Source organism: uncultured Planococcus sp. (assembly GCF_947501725.1).
In the GTDB taxonomy this organism is placed as follows: Bacteria; Bacillota; Bacilli; order Bacillales_A; family Planococcaceae; genus Planococcus; species Planococcus donghaensis_C.
Map to the genome: position 1 here is coordinate 115,198 of NZ_CANMXD010000010.1, position 23,219 is coordinate 138,416.

Here is a 23,219-nt window from a genome sequence, read left to right on the forward strand (position 1 = left end):
CAGAGGAGATACCATATCCTATTGGCGTAAAGGAATTTCGTGGAGCAGTTAAATGGCGCCAGATTCATACTCACAGAAAATCGTTTGTTTATGCCAGTCAGACAGATACGAAAGTCCAGTGGCAGATGGAGGCTAACATGAAGCAAATCTTGACCATACAAAAAATATTGAATAATAATGTCGTCATCGCCAGCAACGATACGTATAAAGAAGCTGTCCTGATCGGCAATGGCCTTGGCTTTAATCGAAAAAAGGGAGATACCGTCCCTTTCGACCAAGCAGATAAAACTTTTTTGCTGCAGGACGAAAAAGAAATGGAGCAATACGTCAATCTGCTTCCTTATATCGAGGAGCAGCTCATTGCCTTCATCCACGAACTGCTCTTGTTCATCGAGGAAAAAATGGGCAAGGAGCTCAACGAACATATCCACGTGGCCCTGACAGACCATATCGCATTTGCCATTAACCGAGCAAAAAAAGGAATCCAATTCTCCAATCCGTTCTTATTTGAAATCGAATCACTGTATCCAAAAGAATACATTGTGGCCCAGGATGTGGTCAAAAAAGTGGAAGCGCGGACAGGCGTTTCGTTTCCGGAAGGGGAAGTCGGCTTTATCGCACTCCATGTCCACAGTGCCGTTACAGACAAGTCCCTGCGCGATATCAATCGCTATCATGCTTTGCTCTCAAAAATGGTGAAAATCATCGAAGACAGCCTGGATATCCAGTTGGAAAAAGACAATATCGATTACCACCGCCTTATTCAGCACCTCCACCGCGCCATCGACCGTGCCGATAAAGGAGCTCCTCTGGGGGAAGAAAATAAATTGGCCGCTATGTTGAAAAGTGAATATCCCGTATGCTATAATCTTGCTTGGAAGCTCATTAAAGTAATGCAAAACCAATTGAATAAGCCTGTAGATGAAGCGGAAGTCATGTATTTGACGATTCATCTGCAGCGCTTGACACATAAATTCTGACCATACGTGTTACTGATTCGATCAGGCATGAGTATGAAAAGATGCAAAAGTTGACCATTAGGACAAAACTGTCCTTTTCTCGGCTTTTCCCTTTTCTTCTCATGCCTTTTTTGTGTCTTCAATTGATCTGCTTCATAATTTGAACCATCGAGGAGGAAATTGCATGTCATTCAATTTATTCGGTACCCTGCAAAAAGTCGGTAAAGCCCTTATGCTGCCGGTTGCACTCTTACCTGCCGCCGGTATCCTATTGGCTTTCGGTACAAGCTTTGCACAAGAATCATTTTTGGAAGCGGTTCCTTTTATGGGAGCTGACTGGATCCAGTCCTTATTATTCGTGATGGCGGAAGCCGGCGGTGTCATTTTCGATAACCTGCCCTTACTGTTTGCTGTAGGTGTCGCAATCGGCCTTGCCGGTGGTGATGGAGTAGCAGGACTTGCTGCCATCATCGGTTATCTGATTATGAACGTCACGATGAAAGCATTTGGTGGAATTACCCTGGAAATGACCACTGACCCGGCATACGCCAATGTATTGGGAATTCCGACGCTGCAAACAGGCGTATTCGGCGGTATTATCGTCGGTGTCCTTGCTGCCTTTATGTACAATAAATTCTTCAATATCCAATTGCCTCAGTTTTTAGGTTTCTTCGCTGGAAAGCGCTTTGTTCCAATTATCACTGCTTTCTCTGCTGTTTTTCTTGGAATTGTGATGTTCATGGTTTGGCCATTTGCCCAAACCGGTTTGAATACGCTTTCCCACTTCATGCTTGAAACGAACCGTACGCTTGCTGCGTTCGTATTCGGAACCATTGAACGTTCATTGATACCATTCGGTTTGCACCATATTTTCTACTCGCCATTCTGGTTTGAATTTGGCCAGTATACCAATGCTGCCGGTGAAATCATCCGCGGCGACCAGCGCATCTTCTTTGCTCAACTGCAGGATGGTGTGGACTTTACTGCCGGTACATTCATGACCGGTAAATTCCCATTCATGATGTTCGGCCTTCCGGCTGCGGCACTTGCCATCTACCATTGTGCACGTCCGGAGAAAAAGAAAATTGTCGGCGGTATCATGCTTTCAGGTGCTTTGACGTCGTTCCTTACAGGAATCACCGAACCTCTTGAGTTCTCGTTCTTGTTTGTTGCACCTGTACTGTTCGGTATCCATGCAATTTTTGCAGGTCTGTCGTTCATGACCATGCACTTGCTTAACGTTAAGATCGGGATGACATTCTCCGGCGGACTGATTGACTTCCTGCTGTTCGGGGTAATGCCTGGAAGAACAGAATGGTTCTGGGTCATTGTTGTCGGTCTCGTGTTCTCGGTCATCTACTATTTCGGGTTCCGTTTTGCTATCAAAAAATTCAATTTGATGACACCTGGGCGCGAAGCTGATGAAGAAGGCGATGAGGAAACAGGTGAAGTTGGCGACTTGCCATATGAAATTCTTGCAGCTATGGGCGGCCAGGAAAACATCACCCACCTTGACGCTTGTATCACCCGCTTACGTGTCAGCGTTGCCGATAAAGGCAATGTCGATAAAAACAGATTGAAAAAACTTGGCGCATCCGGCGTCATGGAAGTTGGAAACAACATCCAGGCCATTTTCGGACCTGTCTCAGATAGCCTGCGGGGACAAATGCAGGACATCATCAATGGCAAAGCGCCTCGACCATCCGAAAAAACGGCGGTTCCAACTGGAGATTCAACTGCCGCCGCTTCAGCTACACCATTGGAATTCAACAGCCCGATTACCGGTGAATTGCTTCCGATTTCAGAAGTTCCGGATCAGGTATTCTCCGGCAAAATGGTTGGTGACGGATTTGCGATCAAGCCGACAGAAGGAAAAGTATTCTCTCCGGTGAACGGCAAAGTCGTCACGGTCTTCCCTACCAAGCACGCCATCGGCATCGCGGCGGACAACGGAACGGAAATACTGATCCACATCGGGATTGATACGGTCCATCTGAAAGGTGAAGGCTTTACTTCACATATTGAACAAGGTGATTTGGTTGAACAAGGACAGCTTCTGATGGAAATGGACTTGGATTACATCGCTGAAAACGCGGCATCCATCATTACGCCAGTTGTCTTCACGAACCTTGAAGAAGGCCAATCGATCAAACTCAGCAAATCCGGCTCAATCGCAGCCAAGGACCAGAACATCATGGAAATTGTCCACGGAGAGCCTGTCGTCTGATTTAGAAACATCAACTAAAAGCCCGGCTGCATTCGGAGATTTTCCGCAGGCAGCCAGGCTTTCTTACCTATTCGATTAATATGGGAGGTTCGTCTTCATGAAGTTATTGACCTTGAACTGCCACGCCTGGCACGAAGAAAACCAAACTGAAAAAATACGGTATTTAGCCGAGACCATCAAAGAGAAGAATTATGACGTCATCGCTCTTCAGGAAGTCAATCAATCGATCAGCGCAGCGCTTAACTATCGTGACATCAAAAAAGATAACTACGGCATCGTCCTGTTAGAGGAACTTGAAAAACTCGGTATGACAGACTACTCTTTCGTCTGGAGCTTTTCACATTTGGTCTATGGCATCTATGAAGAAGGCGTCGCGCTTCTGACAAAACACCCGATTTTAGCAGAAGACTCTTTTGTCGTCAGTCAAAGCACAGACATCAATTATTGGAAAACGCGGAAAATCGTCGGTATTCAAATTGACTATCAGGGCGCCCCTTTGTCCTTCTACTCTTGCCATATGGGATGGTGGACCGATGAAGAAGAACCCTTCAAACTGCAGGCAGACAGCCTTCTGCAACAAGCCAAAAAAGAGGTGCCGTTCTTTCTAATGGGCGATTTCAATAACAGCGCTTCCCTTTCAGGAGAAGGCTATGACTACTTGATCAGCCAAGACCTTCACGATACGTACGAGTTAGCCGAACAAAAAGATCAAGGCACGACCGTCGAAGGGAAAATCACCGGATGGCATGACAATAAACACGATCTACGCATCGATCTGGTCTTAACGAATCGCCCTTTCCAAGTGCTGTCTTCCAACGTCATTTTCAATAACCGCAATAAATCCATCATCTCCGACCATTTCGGGGTAGAAGTCAATCTGAGTATTTCAGGAAAATAGCGCAAGCGGGGAAAGCTTATTTACATAGCTGTCTTCTTCTTCCTGGAAACTTAAAAACAACTCTGCTTCACCGATTCAAATATAAGGTTTAAAACTGACCCCTAAGTTTTGTTCGGAATTGGCACTTTTAACTGGTTCAGTCCTCTGCTAATCTTATCTGAAAAAGAAAAGATAGGAAGGTAACCAACGATGCAAAAAACAACAAGCTATTCACCTGCAGCCAATTCCCGCACATTTGATTTGATTTTAAGCTCTATGGCCATTGCACTTGTCTTTGTCGCCACTTTGTTACTGAACATTCGCCTGCCGATTGCGGCAAACGGCGGGCTTGTCCACCTCGGCACCGCGATGCTCTTCATTATCGCCATCCTATTTGGTCCTAAGAAAGGGCTGATTGCCGGTGCGATCGGTATGGGTCTGTTTGATTTGGTTTCCGGCTGGACCTTATGGGCGCCGATCACTATAGTGGCACGTGGCCTGCAAGGTTACCTGGTCGGAAAAATCGCCTGGTCCGGCGGCAGAAAAGGCGGCAGCACGAAATTCAATATTTTCGCTGCCATTGTGTCAATTCCGTTCATGGTCGCCATCTACTACCTCGGCGAAGCCATCATCTTCAGCAGTTGGATCATCCCGGCCGCTTCGATTCCCGGAAACCTTGTCCAAAATACGGTTGGCTTGATCATCGCGATTCCAGTAGCAGTTGCCTTGAAGAAAACGCCATTTTTTAAATAAGTTCTCCATCTGTTCACCAAAAAAGAGCGTGTCTGAAGTCCAGACACGCTCTTTTTTTCAGTTTTTCACTTTCGATACAGTCAGGCCGTCACCTATCGGAATCAGTAAGGATTCCAGTTGAGGGTGATTGGCCACAACGAGATTGAACGCCTTCATCACTTCTGTATGGCGGCTGACTTCAGCTGCATCATCCGCTACTGTTCCTCTTGCGAGTACATTATCCGCCACGATCAAAGCGCCAGGCGTTGATAGTTTCAGGCAGTAATCCAAATAATTCTCGTAGTTCCCTTTGTCTGCATCGATAAAGAAAAAGTCGAATTTACGATTTTCTTCCACCAGTCTTTCGAGACTTTCCAACGCCGCTCCTGTCATGTAGGAAACCTGCTCACCGAATCCGGCTTTCGTTAAATTGCTGTGTGCCAGTTCTGCATACTGTTCCTCAAGCTCAAGCGAAGTTAACTTTCCTTCTTTCCCTGCGAACCCTCTCGCCAGGCAAATGCCGCTATAGCCTCCAAGTGCTCCAATTTCCAGCACGTTTTTAGCGCCTGAGATCGAGACCAACATCGTCAACAGTTTGCCGGAAGATGGGGAAACTGAAATCGAGGGCATACCTTTTTCTTCGATGGATGTAACAACTTCCTCCAAAAGCGAATCCTGTTTGGTGAATAGGGTGTCGATGTATTGATTGGTTTTCTTCAAGTTCAACAGCTCCTTCTTTTTCTTTGCCGGCTGATTCTTCTGGCTTCATATTTATATAAGATGAGCTTAAGAATTATATTCTCTTACACCGCTTCGGTCGCTTTGGGTAGAGCTCTTAAAGTAAGAGTTGGAAAACTCCTGCTTCTGCATCGCTTCGCTAGCTTCGAAGCAAAGGAAATAACCCAAACTTCCTTTGGTTTATTTCCTTGCCTAACCCCTGGGCGCGCCGGCGCTAAGAGATGTAGTGAATTCAAAGTGAACTTCTGTATTTCTACTGTATTTATAAAAGATATAGAGCAAATCAGCGGAGACTCCCGCGGGATAGCGACGTGCCGAAATCCACTCGGGCGTTTAGCCCGAGTTAGTTCGGCGCAAGCCCGTAGGAAAGCGGAGCTGATTTGCGGAATATCAGCAGGCGAAGATCATTAGTTCAACTTATCCAGCACTCATTTCGAGTTGGATCCAGCCGTGTACGTTAACTAAAATTGTATACAACTGGATACGTACTTATCAATAAAAAAACCTCTTTCATCCTGGTTGATGAAAGAGGTTCATAAGCATTTTATAAATTTTAGATTCCTACAGGGCTTTTTTCATCCAGCTGAAGTGCTTTTGCTGTTGAAATATGGATTTCCTGAAGAAGTTCCGGATGGTCAGACAATGATACGCCATAAGACGGAATCATTTCTTTGATTTTCGGCTCCCATTCGCCTACCTGGTCCGGGAAGCATCTTTGGAAAATTTCAAGCATTGCATGAACGGCCGTGGATGCACCTGGAGAAGCTCCCAGCAATGCAGCAACTGAACCATCGGCAGCAGTGACGATTTCTGTACCGAACTGCAGGGTTCCTTTGCCTTTATCCGTATCTTTGATGACTTGTACACGTTGTCCCGCTACGACGACATCCCAATCCTCAAGCTTGGCAGTCGGAATGAAATCACGCAATTCTTCCACGCGTTTTTCATTCGACAGCATGACCTGCTGGATCAGATATTTTGTCAATGACATCTCTTTTGCGCCTGCAGCCAGCATCGTAAAGACGTTGTTCGGTTTTACAGATCCGATCAAGTCCATATTCGATCCTGTTTTCAGGAACTTCGGTGAGAAGCCGGCAAATGGTCCGAACAACAAGGATTTCTTGTTATCGATGAAGCGCGTGTCCAAATGCGGTACTGACATCGGAGGAGCTCCGACTTTTGCTTTTCCGTATACTTTTGCATGGTGCTGCTCGACGATTTCAGGGTCGTTGCAGACCAGGAACATTCCGCTTACCGGGAATCCGCCGATATGCTTGGATTCCGGAATGCCTGTCTTCTGAAGCAAAGGCAAGCTTCCGCCGCCGCCGCCGATAAAGACGAAGTCAGCGTTATGGTATTCGATTTTATCGTTTTCAAGATCCTGCACTTTTACTTCCCAAGTGCCGTCGCTGCTGCGTTTAATATCTTTGACTGCATGTTTGTAATTCATCTCGACCTGCTGCTCTTTCAAGTGGTCAAACAGCATTTCGGTTAACGCGCCAAAGTTGACGTCCGTCCCGGAATCGATTTTTGTAGCCGCCATTGCTTCATTTGAAGTACGGCCTTCCATAATAAGCGGAACCCATTCCTTCAATTTTGCAGGATCAGCTGAATATTCCATGCCCTTGAACAACGGGCTGGCTGATAATGCTTCAAAACGTTTATTTAAGAATCGGACATTGTCTTCTCCCTGCACTAAACTCATGTGAGGAATCGACATGATGAAGTCCTGAGGATTCGCGATGCGTTTATTGTTTACTAGAAAAGACCAGAACTGTCTGGAAAGCTGGAACTGTTCGTTGATGCTGATCGCTTTTTTGATATCAACAGAGCCATCAGGCTGTTCCGGTGTATAGTTAAGCTCGCAAAGTGCAGCGTGTCCGGTTCCTGCGTTATTCCATTCGTTGGAACTTTCAGATCCCGCTTTTTCAAGTTTTTCAAACACTTTTATGTTCCAATCCGGTGCCAGCTCTTTAAGCATTGATCCTAAAGTCGCGCTCATGACACCAGCACCGATTAAGATGACGTTTCTTTTTTTCTGTTGGTTGTCCATTATAACCTTCCTTATCCCGTATATTTGCAAATAGGTGCAGCTTGCTCCTGATCAAATAATACAAAAAGCCAGGCTCAACCGAAAAACGCACCTTTTCTGCCTCAATTGTGTAATTATATCATATTTATCTTATCTACCTATCTGCTTTTGCCTGTCAATTATACCCTAAGTGGAACAGCTAAAAAAGAAAGATGCCTGTTTTAAGAAGAATCGAGTCTGAAAAGCCCAAATGCTGACATTGTCCAGAATGTCAGCATTTGGGCTTAGTTATATTTCGATCTATCTTATACTTATTACCGGCTCCGAAAAGCCTCATAATGACGCACCGCTTCTTTTGTGATTTCACTGTCTTCAGGCAAACCGCTCACTGTTTTCAAAACAGCTGCCGGCCCATTTTCACGGATCATCTCCTGAATTTCCATCGCTTCCTCATCTTCCGGATAGTCAAATGCCAACGCAGCTGCAATGGCCTTCGCCAGGTTGGTGTAAGGCAACCCTGCCTTTTGGGCCTGGGTTGCTGGTCGAATCAGCCGGTCTTCAGGACCCAGCTTGCGGATAGGGGCACGTCCAACTCGTGTAACTCCGTCATTCAAGTACGCATTTTTAAAGCGTTCGATGTTCTTGTTGATGTAGGTGAGATGCTCTTCTTCATCCAATCCATATTCCTTCACCAGGTAGGCACCTGTCTCCTTCAACGTCTCTCTGACCTGCTCGACGATTTTCTCATCAGCCAAGGTTTCATCAATCGTCGATTTACCTGCCAGATAGCCCAGATAAGCGATAACAGCATGGCCTGTGTTCACTGTGAACAGCTTCCGTTCAATGAACGGCGCAAGGTCCTTGACCATTGTCATGCCGGTTACCGGCGGGATCTCTTCACTCGTTTCCACGACCCATTCGTAATAAGGCTCAACCAGGACATCCAGTGAACTTTGGTCCTGGATCGGCACGATACGGTCAACAGCAGAGTTGAAGAAATAAACCTTTCCTTCCAGCTGGTTCTTCGTATCTTCGTCGAGGTTGTCCAGGATATGTTGCTTCAGGATATCCGTTGCACCAATCTGGTTTTCGCAGGCGATGATATAAAGCTTATCATCTGTTGCCGTCACCCGTTTCGTTAGACCGCGGGCAATCAGCGGTGCGATTCTCGGCAAAATATTCGGGCCGATTGCTGTGGTCAAATAGTCCGCTTGTTGAATCGCCTCAATTACGTCGTTGTCATGCGTCATATTATTGATGCCTGAAACGTTTTCGATGGTGATGGATTCTTCCTGTGGCTGAGCCAGCTTTACCTGGTAGCCTTTTTCTTCATTCAGCTTATTGATGACCTGTTCCGCAACATCCACAAATGTCACGTGGTAACCCGATTCGGAAAATAAAGCCCCGATAAACCCTCTGCCGATGTTTCCTGCTCCAAAATGAACGGCTTGTTTCATTGATCATCATTCCTTTATCAACTTATTTTGTAGATAATCCAAGAAGATATCTTCTAATTTCTGCCGGATCACTTTCTCGTTGGATGACGAAAAAATCATCATGGATATATCACTTTCGATTAAACTCGTACTGATCAAGCTAAGTATTTCCTGTTCCCTTCCAGTCAGCATCGTTGGCGCCAACATCAGTAACAGGTTTTTCATCTGCATATCTTCCCCATCCATCCCTTTGACGAGAAGCGGATCATCCAAATGGATTATTTGAAATACGAGTTTTTGAATAGAATCATCCCGGCAATGGAAAAGTGCCATATTGGTATCCGGAATCCCCAATCCGCCCTTTTTCTCACGCTCTTTCAATTCGTTCAGGGCAGAAGCCGTGTCCGTAATGAGTCCATCCACTGTCGCTGACTCGATGACTTCCTCCAAAACTTCCCAATGATCCGTTGCAGGATGTTTGTTGAGGACTTTAAAGTTGGCCAGGATTGCATCCATACTGCCCTGCACTTCTTTTATTTCCCGCAGGACCGTCTGTACATCAGGCCGACTGTTCGCAAGCATCGTTTCGCCGGGATTTCCGGCATGAAGGTATTGCTTTTTGCCGGTGATTTTCCCGACATTATTCTGCAGGTAACTTTCGATATAGCCGATATCCCTATCGCTCAATAAGGGGCTCACCATTATATAATCCACTTCCGTGACAGGCAGACGGATTGTTGAAATCACCAAATCGTAATCCTGGAAATGAGCGGATTGAAAATCATTGATGGATAAGACTTCCACTGAATTGATTTCGGGCAATTCTTTTTGAATCCGGCTTGCCAGCATTTTGGAAGTCCCGATGCCTGTCGGACAGATGACGACCACATCAATTCGGACCTTTTCTTCATTCATCAGCAAAGCGGAGCCGAAATGCAGGACAATGAACGCCGTCTCGTCAGGTGAAAAATCCAAATCTGTGAATTCATTTTCCAGACCCTGCTTGACCGCCATGAATAACACCGGATATTTACGCCTGATTTCGTCAGTCAATGGATTGAAGGACTCCAGCTTTTGGTTTAAGCGGAAAATCGAAGGCCCCATATGCGCGAGCAACCCCTGGTACAGCGAAAAATCATCGATCAGATTGACATGCAGCTGCGCTGAAACATCGCGGATTAAATTTTTAATCATCCGCCCGAGCAACACACTGTCATAATAAGCCAAGTCAGCCGCCTGCACTTTCGAACCTTTCAAGATCACCGCTAAAAAATGGGCATCGGCTGCAGTCAGCCCGATAGAAAACCGTCCGCTTAACTCTGTACAAACATTTTCCATCAAGCGGTATTCGTTGTCTGAACTAACTTCTTTTTTGTTCTTCGGCTCAAGCAGAAAGCCCGCTTCCGTCCGCTGAAGAGCCAGGCAGCTATAGACCACCAATCCAATATAATCACTGTCCGCTAATCTTGTTTGTTCCTTATTGATTTTTTGATCCACCAATTGATCTACGACAACGAGGTATTGCGGCGAGAAGTATCCAAGAATTTCCTCTTCCTGGTTTTTTCCCTGTTGGAGAAAATACAAACTCTCAACCATCTCTTCATAAAAATAAGCAAGGATGTAGCCACCCAATGCATGGCGCTTATTGGCTTCTCCGCCATTCACTTCTACGCCGACGCCTCTTGTCCTGGACAATTCGATTGAAAACTTCCGCAGCCAGTCAGTTACATCATCCAAATAAGCTGTCAATGTGGCCGTGCTGATCCCTAATTGGCCAGCCAGCACCTGCATTTTGAAAAACGGCCCTTCATGCAGCAAGATAACCAGCAGCTTCAACTTTCTCTCTTCCGGCGTTTCATCCGCTGGACTGACGGTGATCAAATTCTGTATCAGCCTATAGACCTGCTCATTCGGACCTGCAACAAAAAGCCCTTCATCGCCTGTGCGTTCCACGGTCAAATCAAATTGTTTCAGCATCTTCCCTACTGATTTCAAATCCCGCTGAATCGTCCGGGCACTGACATCCAGATAGGAAGACAACGAATGCACGGTATGCTTTCCAGAAGTTCGGACGATCAGCTCGATAATGGACTTTTCCCTAAATGTAATAAACATCGGCCTCACTCACTTCACTTTTAAGTGCCTTTTTTAGAACAAAAAATATAGATATAGATATAGAAGCTGAACTTAAAAATCAGGATTTTTATACACTATACACCGCTTCGGTCGCTCTGGGCATAGCTCCCGCAAGAAGCCAGGCAAAAGACGCCTGGCTTCTTGCTTCGCTCAGCCCGTGGACGCGCCGGCGCTAAGAGATTTGGTGAATTCAAAGGAGACTTATTTTTTCCACTGTACTTTTAAAATATATGGAGCAATGCAGCGATCTCAGAGAAATACACTCGGCCCAAAAGCGGCACTGTTTTGCGAAAGTTCAGCAAGCAACAATCATTGGTTCAACTTATAGAGAATAGAACAAAAAGGCAGGAATCCCCCGCCTTTCTGTTGCTGCTATTTAATTGCTGTTGATGATGGCGATTAATTCCTTAGCGGACTTCGCATTGACCAGCTTGTCCACATTAAATTGTTCTGCACAAATGACGGCGATTCCTGAAAGGATTTCCAAATGTGTGCCATCCTTTCCGGCGATGCCGAAAATCATTTTTGCGCTTTCTCCATTAAAGTCTACTCCATTTGGAACCTGAACAACAGTAAAGCCTGACTTCAGGACAGATTTTTTAGCGTCTTCGGTGCCGTGGGGGATGGCGACGTTGTTGCCCATGTAGGTCGTCGTAATTTCCTCGCGTTTCATCATCTCATCCACATAGGATTCTTCAACATATCCGCCCCGGACCAATGCTTGCCCTGCGAATCGGATCGCTTCTTCTTTTGTGCGGAATTTTTGATTCATAAAAACGTTTTTCTCTAGCAGCAGCTGATCGTCTTCCGTGTTATGCGGAACAGCTGCTTCACTTTCTTCGACAAGTTCATGCTGCTCACCTGTCACGCCGGTTTGCAGACGGTCGATCAGTTGATCGTATTCAGGGCTTGATAGGAAGTTATCGACTGAAATATGATAAGCATCCGGTACCTTGTTTTCTGCACGCGGCGTCAGTTTCTCCTGCGTAATGACGATCTGGGAATCAGACGGAATTGTACTGATTGCCGTATTCGTCACCGTTACGTCCAGACCCGCTTCTTTTACTTTCTTGCGCAGAAGAGAAGCACCCATTGCACTCGATCCCATTCCGGCATCGCAGGCAAAAACGATTTTTTGGACATTTGACGGGAATACTCCACTGACATTTCCAGCAGGCTGCGTTATTTCCCGGGAAATAGAACTCTTTTTGCCTTTCATCTGTTCCATTTTCTTCGTTGCTTCTTCCATATCTTCATCTGTTTGTTTGCTCGATTTTAAGACAACTGCTGAGATGGCAAAAGACACGGCAGTTGCGACAAAGACCGCAGCAAAGTTGGCCAGGTAAGCCATTCCTTCAGGCGGGGTAACCGCGGCAATGGCCAAAATGCTTCCCGGTGATGCAGGAGCAACCAATCCGCCACCCATCAACACGAGCGTAAAGACTCCGCTCATACCACCGAAAATAACAGCCAATAACAACATCGGCTTCATCAGTACGTAAGGGAAATAAATTTCATGAATCCCCCCGAAGAAATGGATGATGGCCGCCCCTGGAGCTGATTGCTTGGCGATGCCTTTTCCAAACAGCATAAAACCAAGCAGTACGCCAAGTCCCGGTCCTGGATTCGCTTCCAGCAGGAACAGGATCGATTTGCCTGTCTGTTGAACCTGTTCCAAGCCGATCGGTGTCAACACACCATGGTTGATGGCGTTGTTCAGGAACAGAATTTTTGCCGGTTCGATCAAAATGCTCGTCAACGGCAATAATCCCGCTGCCAATAACCAGTCCACTCCAGAAACAAGAACCGAAGTAAAAGCACTTACAGCCGGTCCGATGCTGAGAAATGCAAAAATGGCAAGTGCACCGCCGAGAATACCGGCAGAGAAGTTATTGACCAGCATTTCAAAGCCGGTCCGGACTTTCCCTTCGATCAATTGGTCAAATTTCTTGATGACATATGCGCCGAGCGGACCCATGATCATGGCACCCAGGAACATTGGGGTATCCGGAGCTCCGACAATGACCCCCATTGTTGCGATGGTTCCGACCACTCCACCACGCTGATCGTAAATCAGCCGGCCTCCTGTATAACCGATCAGAAGCGGCAGCATATAGGTAACCATCGGCCCTACTAGTGAAGCAAGGTTTTCATTAGGAATGAATCCTGTTGGGATGAATAGGGCTGTGATCAATCCCCAAGCAATAAATGCACCGATATTCGGTAAAACCATGGAGCTCAGGAAATTGCCGAACTTTTGTATCCGAACCTTCATTGTTGATTCGTTCATGTGAACCTCTCCTTTGAAATGTATTTTGTTATGCTCTACGAAAGTTTTTATGAAATGCGATCTGCTGAAAAACTTAAATCCAAATTTATCTCTCTATGATGTGCCTTTATCATAGCCTTCGGATGGAAGCGCATTCAATAACAAGGAAAGTCAACTTTGTCGGGCTTGTCGTGACAAGGCTGTTGTTGCATGAAAAAGAGGCTGTCCTTTCGCCATATGGATGACGTCAGGACAGCCTCTTCAACTTTTCTTAAAAGTCTTTTTCTACCTCTGCCCACCACTAGAGTGGCTGCAAAGAACCCTAAAACACCGAGCAGAATGGGTACGATGACTACGCACCTCCGGAAGCTGCGGCAGCCTGGTCGGCTTTGACGCAGTCGATCGCCACGACAATGGCGATGACGACTTCCTCCATCTCGTCATTCAAGATTTGAACTTTATAGCTGTCTCCCCAGCTGAACCACTCTTTGTTCACCTGGCCGATCACTTCTCCGTTCTGCAGCAGTTGAAAATCCATATCCCACCAGTTCCCACGGATTTCAAGTCCAGTTCCATCAATTGTATAGCGGGCTTTAAACAAGGAAAACTCCTTTTTGATCGTTAACCGCTCCTGTCCGTTCACTTCAACAAAGAACTTCGGCAGAAAGCTGAAGGTCTTTTTGGTGATGAGTGCGACTTCATCCCTTGCCATATTCAGTATGGAGAAGGTTTTAGGAATCTGCATAAAGCTGCCTTCCACATAATAGACATCCTGCTGTCCCTTATCCTTCACGGTAAACTTGCCGCTTAAACTGAATACCTTTTGTTTGATGTAGAGTTCGTTCATCGTAATCGTCTCCTTTTTTATCAGATTGGAATTTATACAGGATATATCAAGCTTTTCCGCTCCCATTTTACATTTTCTTCATTATGAAGGAAAGTCTTGGAAGAAGCACGGAAGTACCGAGGAAGATTTAAGGGCGGATAAACACCACATGGATAAGAGGTCGACTCGGCATATTTCCCCGGGTTTTGATAAGATGCCAGTGAGGTGAACATTATTTAAGGGCGAGAACCATTGGCCTCGCTGAAGTTTTCAAAAAAAGCCAGACGAATCTAATTTCTCGAAAGGAAGAGAGCTGCATGTTATTAAAAAACGCAAAGCTTTACGGACAAGAAGGAAAATGGGATATCTCAATTCAAGCAGATCAAATCAACTCCATCAAACAAGCAGCAAGCTCGGCTGAAGCAACTGATGAGCAAACCATCGACTTAAAAGGAAAAATCGTGCTGCCGCCTTACGTAGAGCCCCATATCCACCTGGACTACGTGCTGACAGCGGGGACGCCGCGATGGAACCAATCAGGGTCCGTCTTTGAAGGGATAGAAATTTGGTCAGAACGAAAACAACTCGTAACGGAAACAAAAGACGATATTAAAAAAAGAGCGTTGACAGCGATCAAGATGCAGCTGAAACACGGCATTCAGCACGTACGGACGCACGTCGATGTCAGCGATCCTACGTTAAAAGGATTGAAAGCCTTATTGGAAGTAAAAGAAGAAATCAAACCGTGGATGGACCTGCAGATTGTAGCACTTCCTCAAGAAGGCTTGTACACCAAACCCGATGGGGAAGAACTGCTGATCAAAGCATTGGAGATGGGCGCTGATGTCGTCGGCGGCATTCCACATTATGAATTGACACGGGAAGATGGGATCCGCTCAGTGTTTAAGGCGCTTGAACTGGCTGTGAAATACGATAAATTGGTCGATATCCATTGTGATGAGATCGATGATGACCAATCCAGATACCTTGAAGTGCTTGCAGGAGAGGCATTGAAACTGGGCATCGGACATCGTATAACAGCCAGCCACACGACGGCCATGGCTTCCTACAGCAATGCCTATACGTATAAATTATTCCAGGCCTTGAGAAAAGCCAAGATCAACTTTGTCTCGCTGCCAAAAGCCAATCTTCATTTGCAGGGACGCTTCGATGGCCATCCGGCGCGCCGCGGCATCACCCGCGTGAAGGAACTGCTGGCAGATGACATCAATGTCTGTTTCGGCCTCGATTCGATCATGGATCCATGGTATCCGCTCGGTGACGGCAACTTGATGAGTGTCGTCGATACCGGTCTGCATGCCTGCCATATGACGGATTACGCCCATATCGTAAAAGCGCTTGACCTGATCACCATCAATGGCGCCAAAACACTGGCGATCGAAGAAGGCTATGGCATCAAAGAAGGCCATCAAGCCAACCTGATCGTCATCGATTCCGAGTCTGAATACGAAGCAATCCGGACGCAGGCCTCCGTTCTTTACTCGATCCGCAACGGAAAAATCATCGTTGAAACCAAACCTGCTGAAACGACGATGAATATTCCTCTTCTTTCTTGAGCACCCAAGCTTGAAAGAGTAGGAAATCCATTATGAATAGACAAAGAGGGGCCGATTTCCCGGCTCCTCTTTGCTTTTTCATCTCCTACAAGACTAATTTCATTTCCCTTGAACTTGGCTGTTTTGAATACACCCTGCAAAGAACGTCCATACATTTCCAATGATTCATTTACCCGTTATACTAAGAGCAAATATTCCTTAAAGAGAGGTTTGGCCAAAATGGAAATCGAGAATCTGATCAACGTGAAGACTCGGCAGGAATTGAGGGAGTGGTTCGAGAAAAATTCTGCGGCAGAAAATTTCTGTTGGGTGGTCGTCAGCACAAAAGAACAACCTGGAGTCATCCAGTATTTAGATTTAGTGGAAGAAGCCTTATGTTTCGGCTGGATCGACAGCACCAAAAAGAAGCTGTCCGAAACGGAAACGGCTCAACGGCTATCTCCAAGAAAGAAAAACAGCCATTTTACTGAGTTGAATAAAGAGAGAATAAGAAGATTGGAGAAATTAGGGTTGATGACAGAAAGAGGCCGGCGGGTCTTACCCGATATGCGCCCTGAGTCCTTTCTCATCGATGAGGAGATTGAAGCCTGCTTAAAAGAAGACGATCAAGTTTATCGAAACTTCCTGAACTTTCCCGAACTCTATAGGAGAATCCGAATCGATACCATCCAAAGTCATAAAAACAACCTTGAACTTTTCAATAAAAGATTGGAGAAATTCATCGAAAATACAAGGGAAAATAAAATGTACGGCCAGTGGCATGACAATGGCCGCTTACTTGATCATTGAAATCACTGCCAATCGCTCATTTATATAAACATCATAAATAGGCTTAGACAGAACTTTGGATTGTATGTACCAAATGAAAGCGAATTGAGGCGGCTCTACTTTGGGGTGCCTGAACTCATATACTAGAATCAAGAAATCCTGAAAAACAAAAAAACGGGAAGAGAACCTTCTTTCGAAGTTTCGCATCTTCCCGCTTCTAGACTCTTTTATTATCTTATCTATTTAACCTAAAGTCTGCAATGCAATGTTACCGGCTTATATATAATTGCTCCCATCAAGAAACTACTTATAAACAGGCGCTCCATATGGCTCTCTGAGGCCTCTTCAAGCAACTGAACATCTATTTACGGGCCCATGCAGCAATACCTGAGATGTCCTCAGGAGCAGTTCTGCAACACCCTCCGATTATCTGGGCGCCTGCTTCGTGCCAGCGCCGTGTGTTTGAGGTAAACTGATCTGCTGAAGAACCTTTCCCCCATGTCTTGCTTGCCGGATTGTATTCTTCGCCTGAATTCGGATACACGATGACCGGTTTGCTGGTCTGGCTCTTCACCTCGTTGATCAACGATTCAATTATATGGGGCGCTGAACAATTGATGCCGATTGCCGCTGCTTGCTGTTGGCCATCCAACCACTCCGCACATTTGGCGATTTTCTCTCCGTCGCTTATGTGGTGTTCGTCTTTTGCGCTGAAACTGAACCACGCATAGACATCCGGAAATTCCTTCAATACCTTGACGATCGCTTTGGCTTCCGCCAGACACGGGATGGTTTCACACGCTAGAATATCTGCGCCCGCTCCAACCAACACCCGGATCCGTTCTTTATGGAAGGCAATCAATTCCTCTTCGCTCACCGAGTAATCGCCCCGGTATTCAGAACCATCCGATAGGAACGCACCATATGGCCCGACAGAAGCGGCAACGAACGGTTTCGGCCTGTTCGATTGATCCTGCAAATCTGCCCAAAATTCATCACGGGCTTCTGCTGCAAGTGCAACAGACTTAGAGATCAAGTCGATTGCCTCTTCCCCGGTCAACCCTCTTTCTTTGTATCCTTCGATAGTCGCCTGGTAGCTGGCGGTAATTGCGCAATCTGCACCTGCCTGGAAATAATCCAAGTGAACTTTCTTGATCAATTCCGGGTTTTCCATCAAGACTTTTGCCGACCATAAGCGGTCATTTAAATTGCATCCGTAATTCTCAAGCTCGGTGGCCATCGCGCCGTCAAGAATGACCAGTGGGAAGCGGTTCAAAATTTGTTCGATCGGGTTCACGCTAAAACATCCTTTCCAAATCCAAGCTCTTTTCGTGATTTATTAATTGTTCCGGGTGGCTTTGCCTAAAAATTGCTTTGTTCTTTCCATTTTTGCATCATTAAAAAGCTGATCCGCAGTGCCTTCTTCGATGATGACACCGTCTTCCATGAAAATGACACGATCCGAGATTTCACGCGCAAAGTTCAGCTCATGGGTAACGATAAACATCGTTTTTCCTGTGTCTGCCACACTTCTGATTGTCGCCAAAACTTCATCAACCAGCTCTGGGTCCAGAGAAGAAGTCGGTTCATCAAACAATAAAACTTCCGGATTAAGCGCAAGTGCCCGAGCAATGCCCACCCGTTGCTGCTGGCCACCCGATAGTTGCACCGGGTAATGGCTTAGCTTATTCGACAAGCCCACCTTTTCGAGAATTTCCAAGCTCTTCTTTTTCGCTTCGTCTTTCTTCAGTTGCTTGACGCTGGTTAATCCGATCATCACATTTTGCAGCACGGTCAAATTTTTAAACAGATTGTATTGCTGAAAGACCATCCCGGTCGACGTTCTCAAAGCAAAGACATCCGACTTGCTGGCTGATTCAACGTCCACTCGGTTGCCGCCGATTTCCACTATTCCGCTCGTCGGCTTTTCCAGGAAATTGATGCAGCGCAACAGTGTTGACTTGCCTGATCCGCTTGGTCCCAAAATAGAAACAACCTCGCCTTTATTGACACTTATATTGATTCCCTTTAGCACATGGTGGCTGTCGTAATATTTATGTATATTTTCCAATTTAATCATGAGGCAATCCCTCTTTCATATCTGCGTGCCCGCTTCTCGATTTTCACCAGCAATCGCTCTACTATTATGCAAAGGATCCAGTAGACGATGGATACCGCAATGTATACTTCAAAAAATGCCAAACCGCGGGACCCAAGAATTTTGGCTTGCCCCATAATGTCCACGACGCCAATGATGAAAACAAGCGACGTGTCTTTGATCGTGCTGATGAACATATTTCCCAGGTTCGGGATTGCGACTGCCAGCGCCTGCGGGAAAATGATTTGAAGCATCATTTGTGTAGGCTTCATCCCGATTGCTTTTGCAGCTTCAAATTGTCCCCGATCAACCGATTCGATCGCTGACCGGATCGTCTCGGACAAATAAGCACCCAGATTAATGGAAAATGCCAGTAGCGCATATACTTCGGGCGGTATACTGTTGACGTCGGCGGACTGAAGCCAGCCGTATTCAATCTGTAGATAGTAGATGATCTTCGGTATTCCATAAAACACCAAATAGATTTGGACCAGTAAAGGAGTTCCTCTGACAAAAGAGATGTATATCGATGAAACCACACTTAATACCGGAACCTTGTATATTTTGATCAATGCGGTAAAAACCCCGATGAATAAACTCAAAACCAATGAGCCGACAGCTATCCCGATGGTAATCGGTAGCCGTGAAATAATAGCAGGAAAACTTTCGATTAAAAATTGTATATCCAGTAGATTTTCCATTGTCTCTTTCCTTCCACAAACCTATTCAGGGATATATTCTCCGCCAGTCCATTTGATCGACAGATCCGCTAAGGTGCCATCTTCTTTCAGTTCTTTCAGGATGGGATCGATTAAGGATTTTAATTTTTCGCCTTCTTCCCCATTCTTCAACACAATTCCCATGTCATCATTCACCAAAGGCTGCCCTACAATTTCTACCCCTAAATCGTTTTTTTCCAATACCGCATTCATCATAATCGGATCATTCACGTAGGCATCGACACGGCCATTTTGCACGTCCTGCAAAATTTCCGAAGGGTTTCCACTTTCGCTGTATTTCAACTCAATGGGCGTATCTGCTGTTTCGTTGTATTCCTCCAGCAACAGCGTATAGGAATCCCCCGCTAAAGCGCCAACCGCCTTTCCTTCTAAATCCTCTACAGTCTGGATGTCTTCTCTTCCGGTTTTCACCGCAATGACTGTTTCCGCTGCAAAATAGGATTCATCGGTGAACAAGTACTTTTCCTGGCGTTCAGGTGTTTTCGCTACTTGGTCTGCGATTGCCTGAACCTTATTGGATTCGAGTGCAAGAAACATGCTATCCCACGGAACGGCGACAAATTCGAATGTATAACCATCCAATTTTTCATCGATTGCTTTTACCATTTCAACGTCATACCCTGTCAGTTCATTGGTGTCATCCGCAAAAGCGAAAGGCGGATAATCATTTTGCGTTCCTACCACAACCACTTGATCGCCCGTAGAACTTGTCGCTTCTTCCGACGAGCATCCGCTTAATGCCCCGATTACACCCAGTGATAAAAACAGTGAACTCAATACATAATGTTTTCTTTTCATTTTCATGCTCCTTTTTTAGGCAACAAGCCGTAAGTCAATTTGATGGGGAAAGGCAAAAGCCAATTTTTCTTGCTATGTAAGCTGAATGTAAAGACATTACTGCCGGCAAAGGACTAGTTGCTTATCCATACATGGGGTCATCCTTTTTCTTTTGCATATTTCCAAGTCACCGAAAACCTCCTTTTTCTACTTTTCAAGAAAATCATTTTTGCAATCGCCCTTTGGAAACAAAAAAACCTCTTCCAATAGGAAAGAGGTTTCAGCCAAATTCTTATCTCTCAGAATAAAACACTCTGCAGGAATTAGCACCTCTCATAAAAATGATGGTTGCTGGACTTCACAGGGCCTGTCCCTCAGTCTCTCTTGATAAGTTATTTAATTTTTTTTTTCATATTAACGATAGTATTTGACATTGGCTCTCATGTCAAATACATTTTTATTCTATTTCGAATTTACTCAAAATTTTTTTGCACAAAACGGGCGTTTATACCCAACGAATGGAGCTCCATTGCAGATTGTCTCCCAGTTTCTGAATTCCCGTTGAAATAATTTAACGAGTGAAGCGCATAATGGACGATTGACAATCACTCACGTCTTCCATACCATCTAGTAATAATTCACCCTTATTTTTTACACGAACCGGCATTTTAAAACCACCTTACTATCGAGGAAGATCGGAGTGAAAAAATGAACAAAGAAACTATTTATGATGTCGCAATAATTGGTGCTGGAACAATGGGAATGGCTGCCGGCGCTTTTTTGGCACAGCAAAATGTGAAAATTGTTTTGATCGATGCCTTTGATCCTCCGCATATCTATGGCAGCCATCACGGCGATACCCGCTTGATCCGCCATGCTTACGGCGAAGGGAGACAATACGTTACATTAGTGAAACGCGCACAGCAATTGTGAGAAGAGCTGGAGCAGCAAACCGGCTACAAAGTTTTCGAAAAAACCGGTGTCATCGGTTTTGGCCCCAAAGAGTCCCCTTTTCTTCAGGAAACAATTTCTGCTGCACAGAAGCATAACCTTCCGTTAGAGCTAATGAGCGGCATTGAAATTAACGAAAGATGGCCCGGGTTTTCTGTGCCGGATCATTTTGTCGGCTGCTTTGAAAAAGAATCGGGAATCATCTACAGTGAAAATGCCATTCGGGCGTATAAAGAAAAAGCCATTGAGCACGGCGCCCAGCTTGTAACAAATACACCTGTCCATCACATTGATCCCAATGATGAGAACGGGATAAAAATCTCTACCGAGCATACGACATATTATGCCAGGAAAATAATCGTCACTGCAGGTGCATGGGCAGCAAAACTGCTGCCTGATTTAAACCTCCCTGTCCAGCCCACCCGTAAAGTAGTCGGTTGGTTTGAAGCACCTTCTGACCTGTATGACGCTGCTGACTTTCCTTCCTTTTATGCTGAGGACAATGGGAAGAAATTTTATGGATTCCCAAGCTTGGATGGTTCCGGGATTAAAATCGGAAGATCAGATGGAGGACATGCCATAGACCCCAATCTCCTGAAACAGAATTTCGGATTATACGATTCAGATGAAGGTGATTTGAGACAAGGTCTTGAACTCTATCTGCCCCGTGCTAACGGGAAACTGAAGCAGAGCAAAACTTGCTTGTATACACTTTCAAGTGACAATGATTTTATCGTCGATTTCCATCCCGAAGATCATCGTGTCATTTTCGCCTGCGGCTTCTCGGGACACGGCTTTAAGTTTGGTAGTGTGATGGGGGAAGTATTGAGCCAAATGGCTTTAGCGGGAGAGAGCGAGTTGGATATCTCTATATTTGCTCTCAATAGATTTGGATTAGGATCCAAAACACCCAACCCAACCAAATTATTGTAGTTCCCCCTTTCCTCTTTTATTATCAGAAATGCGCTTATATTCTTTGCCAGAAAGTAAAAAGGGATCCTTACAGGCCCGAATGGCCCGAAAGAATCCTTTTTATACAATGTCTCAATCATTTGGCTCGCTTTCTATTAAACAATTAACTGAGCGACAGCAGCAGGTTACAATATGAAAGTTCTTAAGTTCACCCCGACTAAGCTCTAAAGCTTTTCACCCACTAGTAAGGGGAGTGTTTCTTCGACAAACTGAATGGCTTTTCCGACAATAAAATCCAGTTCATGATCCATGGAAGCAATGTGATAGGAATTGTGCAATTCGTATTTTTGCATACTCTCTGATTGGACCCTACTGAGAATATAATCCGTATTGCCCGGTGGTACAACATGATCTTCAAGCGATTGGAAACAGACGATCGGACAGCGCACATCTGCAAGCTTAGCATCGACGGCGTCCATATACTTCAATAATTGGTGATACGCTTTGACTGGTGCCTGCTCATAAGTGATTTCTACTGCATCCTCTTTTTTGATGTCCGGCTGCCCTTCGGTGACATAAGCGGAGGACGGCTGGTCGCGGAATGTTTCAAATGCAGGGATATCAATCGCCGGATTGATCAGGACAATTCCTTGAATGTCAGGATGGCGGCTGGCCAAATCCAAGCTCAAGGTCCCGCCCATCGATTGACCGATGACGATAACGCTGGAACATGTCTGTTTCAGCTCGTTATAAGCCTCTTCTATCCGCGCAAACCAATCGCCGCAGACAAACTGTTCGAGGTCTTTGAAATGCGTACCGTGGCCAGGAAGCCGTGGACAAGAGACTGTATAGTCATGGGCAGCAATTGCCTCACCCAACTCCTTTACACTTTGCGGCGTGCCTAAAAAGCCGTGGCACAATAAAACTCCCGTGCTATTTCCTCTCAGAAAAAATGATTCAGCTTGTGGGTTGACCGGATATTCATGAACCATTTGAATCCTCCTCTGCCTGCTCTAAATCTATGCGCTATTGTGGTGTGGTGCTCATGCAAAAAAGCTTATTCACATTAGACTATATTTAAAACCTACTTGTCAACTAGGTTTTAAAACCACCTACTTTTGAGGCCACATATTTGTCGGACTTTCGCTGAATAGATGAGTCTTC

The 23,219-nt window shown here is 45.5% G+C and carries 17 protein-coding genes, 1 pseudogene and 1 riboswitch; of the genes and pseudogenes, 7 read left to right on the plus strand and 11 right to left on the minus strand.

Translation table 11 applies throughout. The annotated features are described in order from the left end of the window. Window positions 1-137: 137 nt before the first annotated feature. The 4 genes from Q0785_RS15015 to Q0785_RS15030 all read left to right on the plus strand — a co-directional run bounded on the left by Q0785_RS15015 (window position 138) and on the right by Q0785_RS15030 (window position 4,816). Window positions 138-980, plus strand: a complete 843-nt coding sequence (locus Q0785_RS15015; RefSeq protein WP_298831474.1) for a PRD domain-containing protein — start codon at window positions 138-140, stop codon at window positions 978-980. Window positions 981-1,143: 163 nt separating this feature from the next. Further along, window positions 1,144-3,186: a glucose-specific PTS transporter subunit IIBC gene (ptsG, locus tag Q0785_RS15020; RefSeq protein ID WP_298831477.1), complete on the plus strand. Its 2,043-nt coding sequence runs from the start codon at window positions 1,144-1,146 to the stop codon at window positions 3,184-3,186. A 97-nt stretch (window positions 3,187-3,283) separates the two neighbouring features. Further along, complete coding sequence (locus tag Q0785_RS15025) at window positions 3,284-4,084, plus strand: endonuclease/exonuclease/phosphatase family protein (protein WP_298831480.1); 801 nt, start codon at window positions 3,284-3,286, stop codon at window positions 4,082-4,084. A gap of 189 nt (window positions 4,085-4,273) precedes the next feature. Next, window positions 4,274-4,816 carry an ECF transporter S component gene (locus Q0785_RS15030; RefSeq protein WP_298831483.1) on the plus strand — a complete coding sequence of 181 codons (543 nt, stop codon included), beginning with the start codon at window positions 4,274-4,276 and terminating at the stop codon, window positions 4,814-4,816. 57 nt (window positions 4,817-4,873) lie between these two features. On the opposite strand, the gene Q0785_RS15035 is transcribed toward Q0785_RS15030, so the two are convergent. The 6 genes from Q0785_RS15035 to Q0785_RS15060 all read right to left on the minus strand — a co-directional run bounded on the left by Q0785_RS15035 (window position 4,874) and on the right by Q0785_RS15060 (window position 14,253). Then, window positions 4,874-5,515 carry an O-methyltransferase gene (locus Q0785_RS15035; RefSeq protein WP_298831486.1) on the minus strand — a complete coding sequence of 214 codons (642 nt, stop codon included), beginning with the start codon at window positions 5,513-5,515 and terminating at the stop codon, window positions 4,874-4,876. A gap of 571 nt (window positions 5,516-6,086) precedes the next feature. Then, window positions 6,087-7,586: a malate:quinone oxidoreductase gene (locus Q0785_RS15040; RefSeq protein ID WP_298831489.1), complete on the minus strand. Its 1,500-nt coding sequence runs from the start codon at window positions 7,584-7,586 to the stop codon at window positions 6,087-6,089. Between the two features lie 293 nt (window positions 7,587-7,879). Continuing rightward, the gene (locus Q0785_RS15045; protein ID WP_298831492.1) at window positions 7,880-9,022 is read right to left on the minus strand and encodes a mannitol-1-phosphate 5-dehydrogenase; all 1,143 of its coding nucleotides are present in this window, start codon (window positions 9,020-9,022) and stop codon (window positions 7,880-7,882) included. Between the two features lie 6 nt (window positions 9,023-9,028). Continuing rightward, window positions 9,029-11,116, minus strand: coding sequence for a PRD domain-containing protein (locus tag Q0785_RS15050; RefSeq protein WP_298831495.1), 2,088 nt, complete (start codon window positions 11,114-11,116; stop codon window positions 9,029-9,031). A 397-nt stretch (window positions 11,117-11,513) separates the two neighbouring features. Next, window positions 11,514-13,427, minus strand: coding sequence for a PTS mannitol transporter subunit IICBA (locus Q0785_RS15055; protein WP_298831497.1), 1,914 nt, complete (start codon window positions 13,425-13,427; stop codon window positions 11,514-11,516). A gap of 331 nt (window positions 13,428-13,758) precedes the next feature. Next, on the minus strand, window positions 13,759-14,253 hold the full coding sequence (locus Q0785_RS15060) for an LURP-one-related family protein (RefSeq protein WP_298831501.1): 495 nt from the start codon (window positions 14,251-14,253) through the stop codon (window positions 13,759-13,761). A 296-nt stretch (window positions 14,254-14,549) separates the two neighbouring features. Here Q0785_RS15060 and codA point away from each other — a divergent pair, with 296 nt between their 5' ends. Together codA and Q0785_RS15070 are read left to right on the plus strand one after the other, a co-directional pair. After that, entirely contained in the window at window positions 14,550-15,809 is a 1,260-nt protein-coding gene (gene codA, locus Q0785_RS15065) for a cytosine deaminase (protein ID WP_298831504.1), read from the plus strand. Window positions 15,810-16,028: 219 nt separating this feature from the next. Further along, complete coding sequence (locus Q0785_RS15070; protein ID WP_298831507.1) at window positions 16,029-16,598, plus strand: YdeI/OmpD-associated family protein; 570 nt, start codon at window positions 16,029-16,031, stop codon at window positions 16,596-16,598. 340 nt (window positions 16,599-16,938) lie between these two features. Here the strand turns inward: Q0785_RS15070 and mmuM are convergent, their stop codons facing one another. Genes mmuM through Q0785_RS15090 form a run of 4 tightly spaced genes read right to left on the minus strand, consistent with a single transcriptional unit; the run spans window position 16,939 to window position 20,213 of the window. Continuing rightward, a complete protein-coding gene (gene mmuM / locus Q0785_RS15075) occupies window positions 16,939-17,874 on the minus strand; it encodes a homocysteine S-methyltransferase (protein ID WP_298831509.1) in 936 nt (311 codons plus the stop codon). Window positions 17,875-17,916: 42 nt separating this feature from the next. Then, window positions 17,917-18,657 carry an amino acid ABC transporter ATP-binding protein gene (locus tag Q0785_RS15080; protein WP_298831513.1) on the minus strand — a complete coding sequence of 247 codons (741 nt, stop codon included), beginning with the start codon at window positions 18,655-18,657 and terminating at the stop codon, window positions 17,917-17,919. Next, window positions 18,654-19,376, minus strand: a complete 723-nt coding sequence (locus Q0785_RS15085; protein WP_298831516.1) for an amino acid ABC transporter permease — start codon at window positions 19,374-19,376, stop codon at window positions 18,654-18,656. Before Q0785_RS15085 ends, Q0785_RS15080 begins: the two co-directional genes overlap by 4 nt. Window positions 19,377-19,397: 21 nt before the next feature. Further along, window positions 19,398-20,213 (minus strand): transporter substrate-binding domain-containing protein, encoded by an 816-nt coding sequence (locus Q0785_RS15090; RefSeq protein WP_298831519.1) that lies wholly within the window; start codon window positions 20,211-20,213, stop codon window positions 19,398-19,400. A 268-nt stretch (window positions 20,214-20,481) separates the two neighbouring features. Next, a riboswitch (SAM riboswitch) is annotated at window positions 20,482-20,586 on the minus strand. 314 nt (window positions 20,587-20,900) lie between these two features. Here Q0785_RS15090 and solA point away from each other — a divergent pair. Beyond that, window positions 20,901-22,076, plus strand: a pseudogene (gene solA, locus Q0785_RS15095) (N-methyl-L-tryptophan oxidase). Between the two features lie 203 nt (window positions 22,077-22,279). On the opposite strand, the gene Q0785_RS15100 reads toward solA, so the two are convergent. Next, window positions 22,280-23,047 carry an alpha/beta fold hydrolase gene (locus Q0785_RS15100; protein ID WP_298831522.1) on the minus strand — a complete coding sequence of 256 codons (768 nt, stop codon included), beginning with the start codon at window positions 23,045-23,047 and terminating at the stop codon, window positions 22,280-22,282. Window positions 23,048-23,219 lie beyond the last annotated feature (172 nt).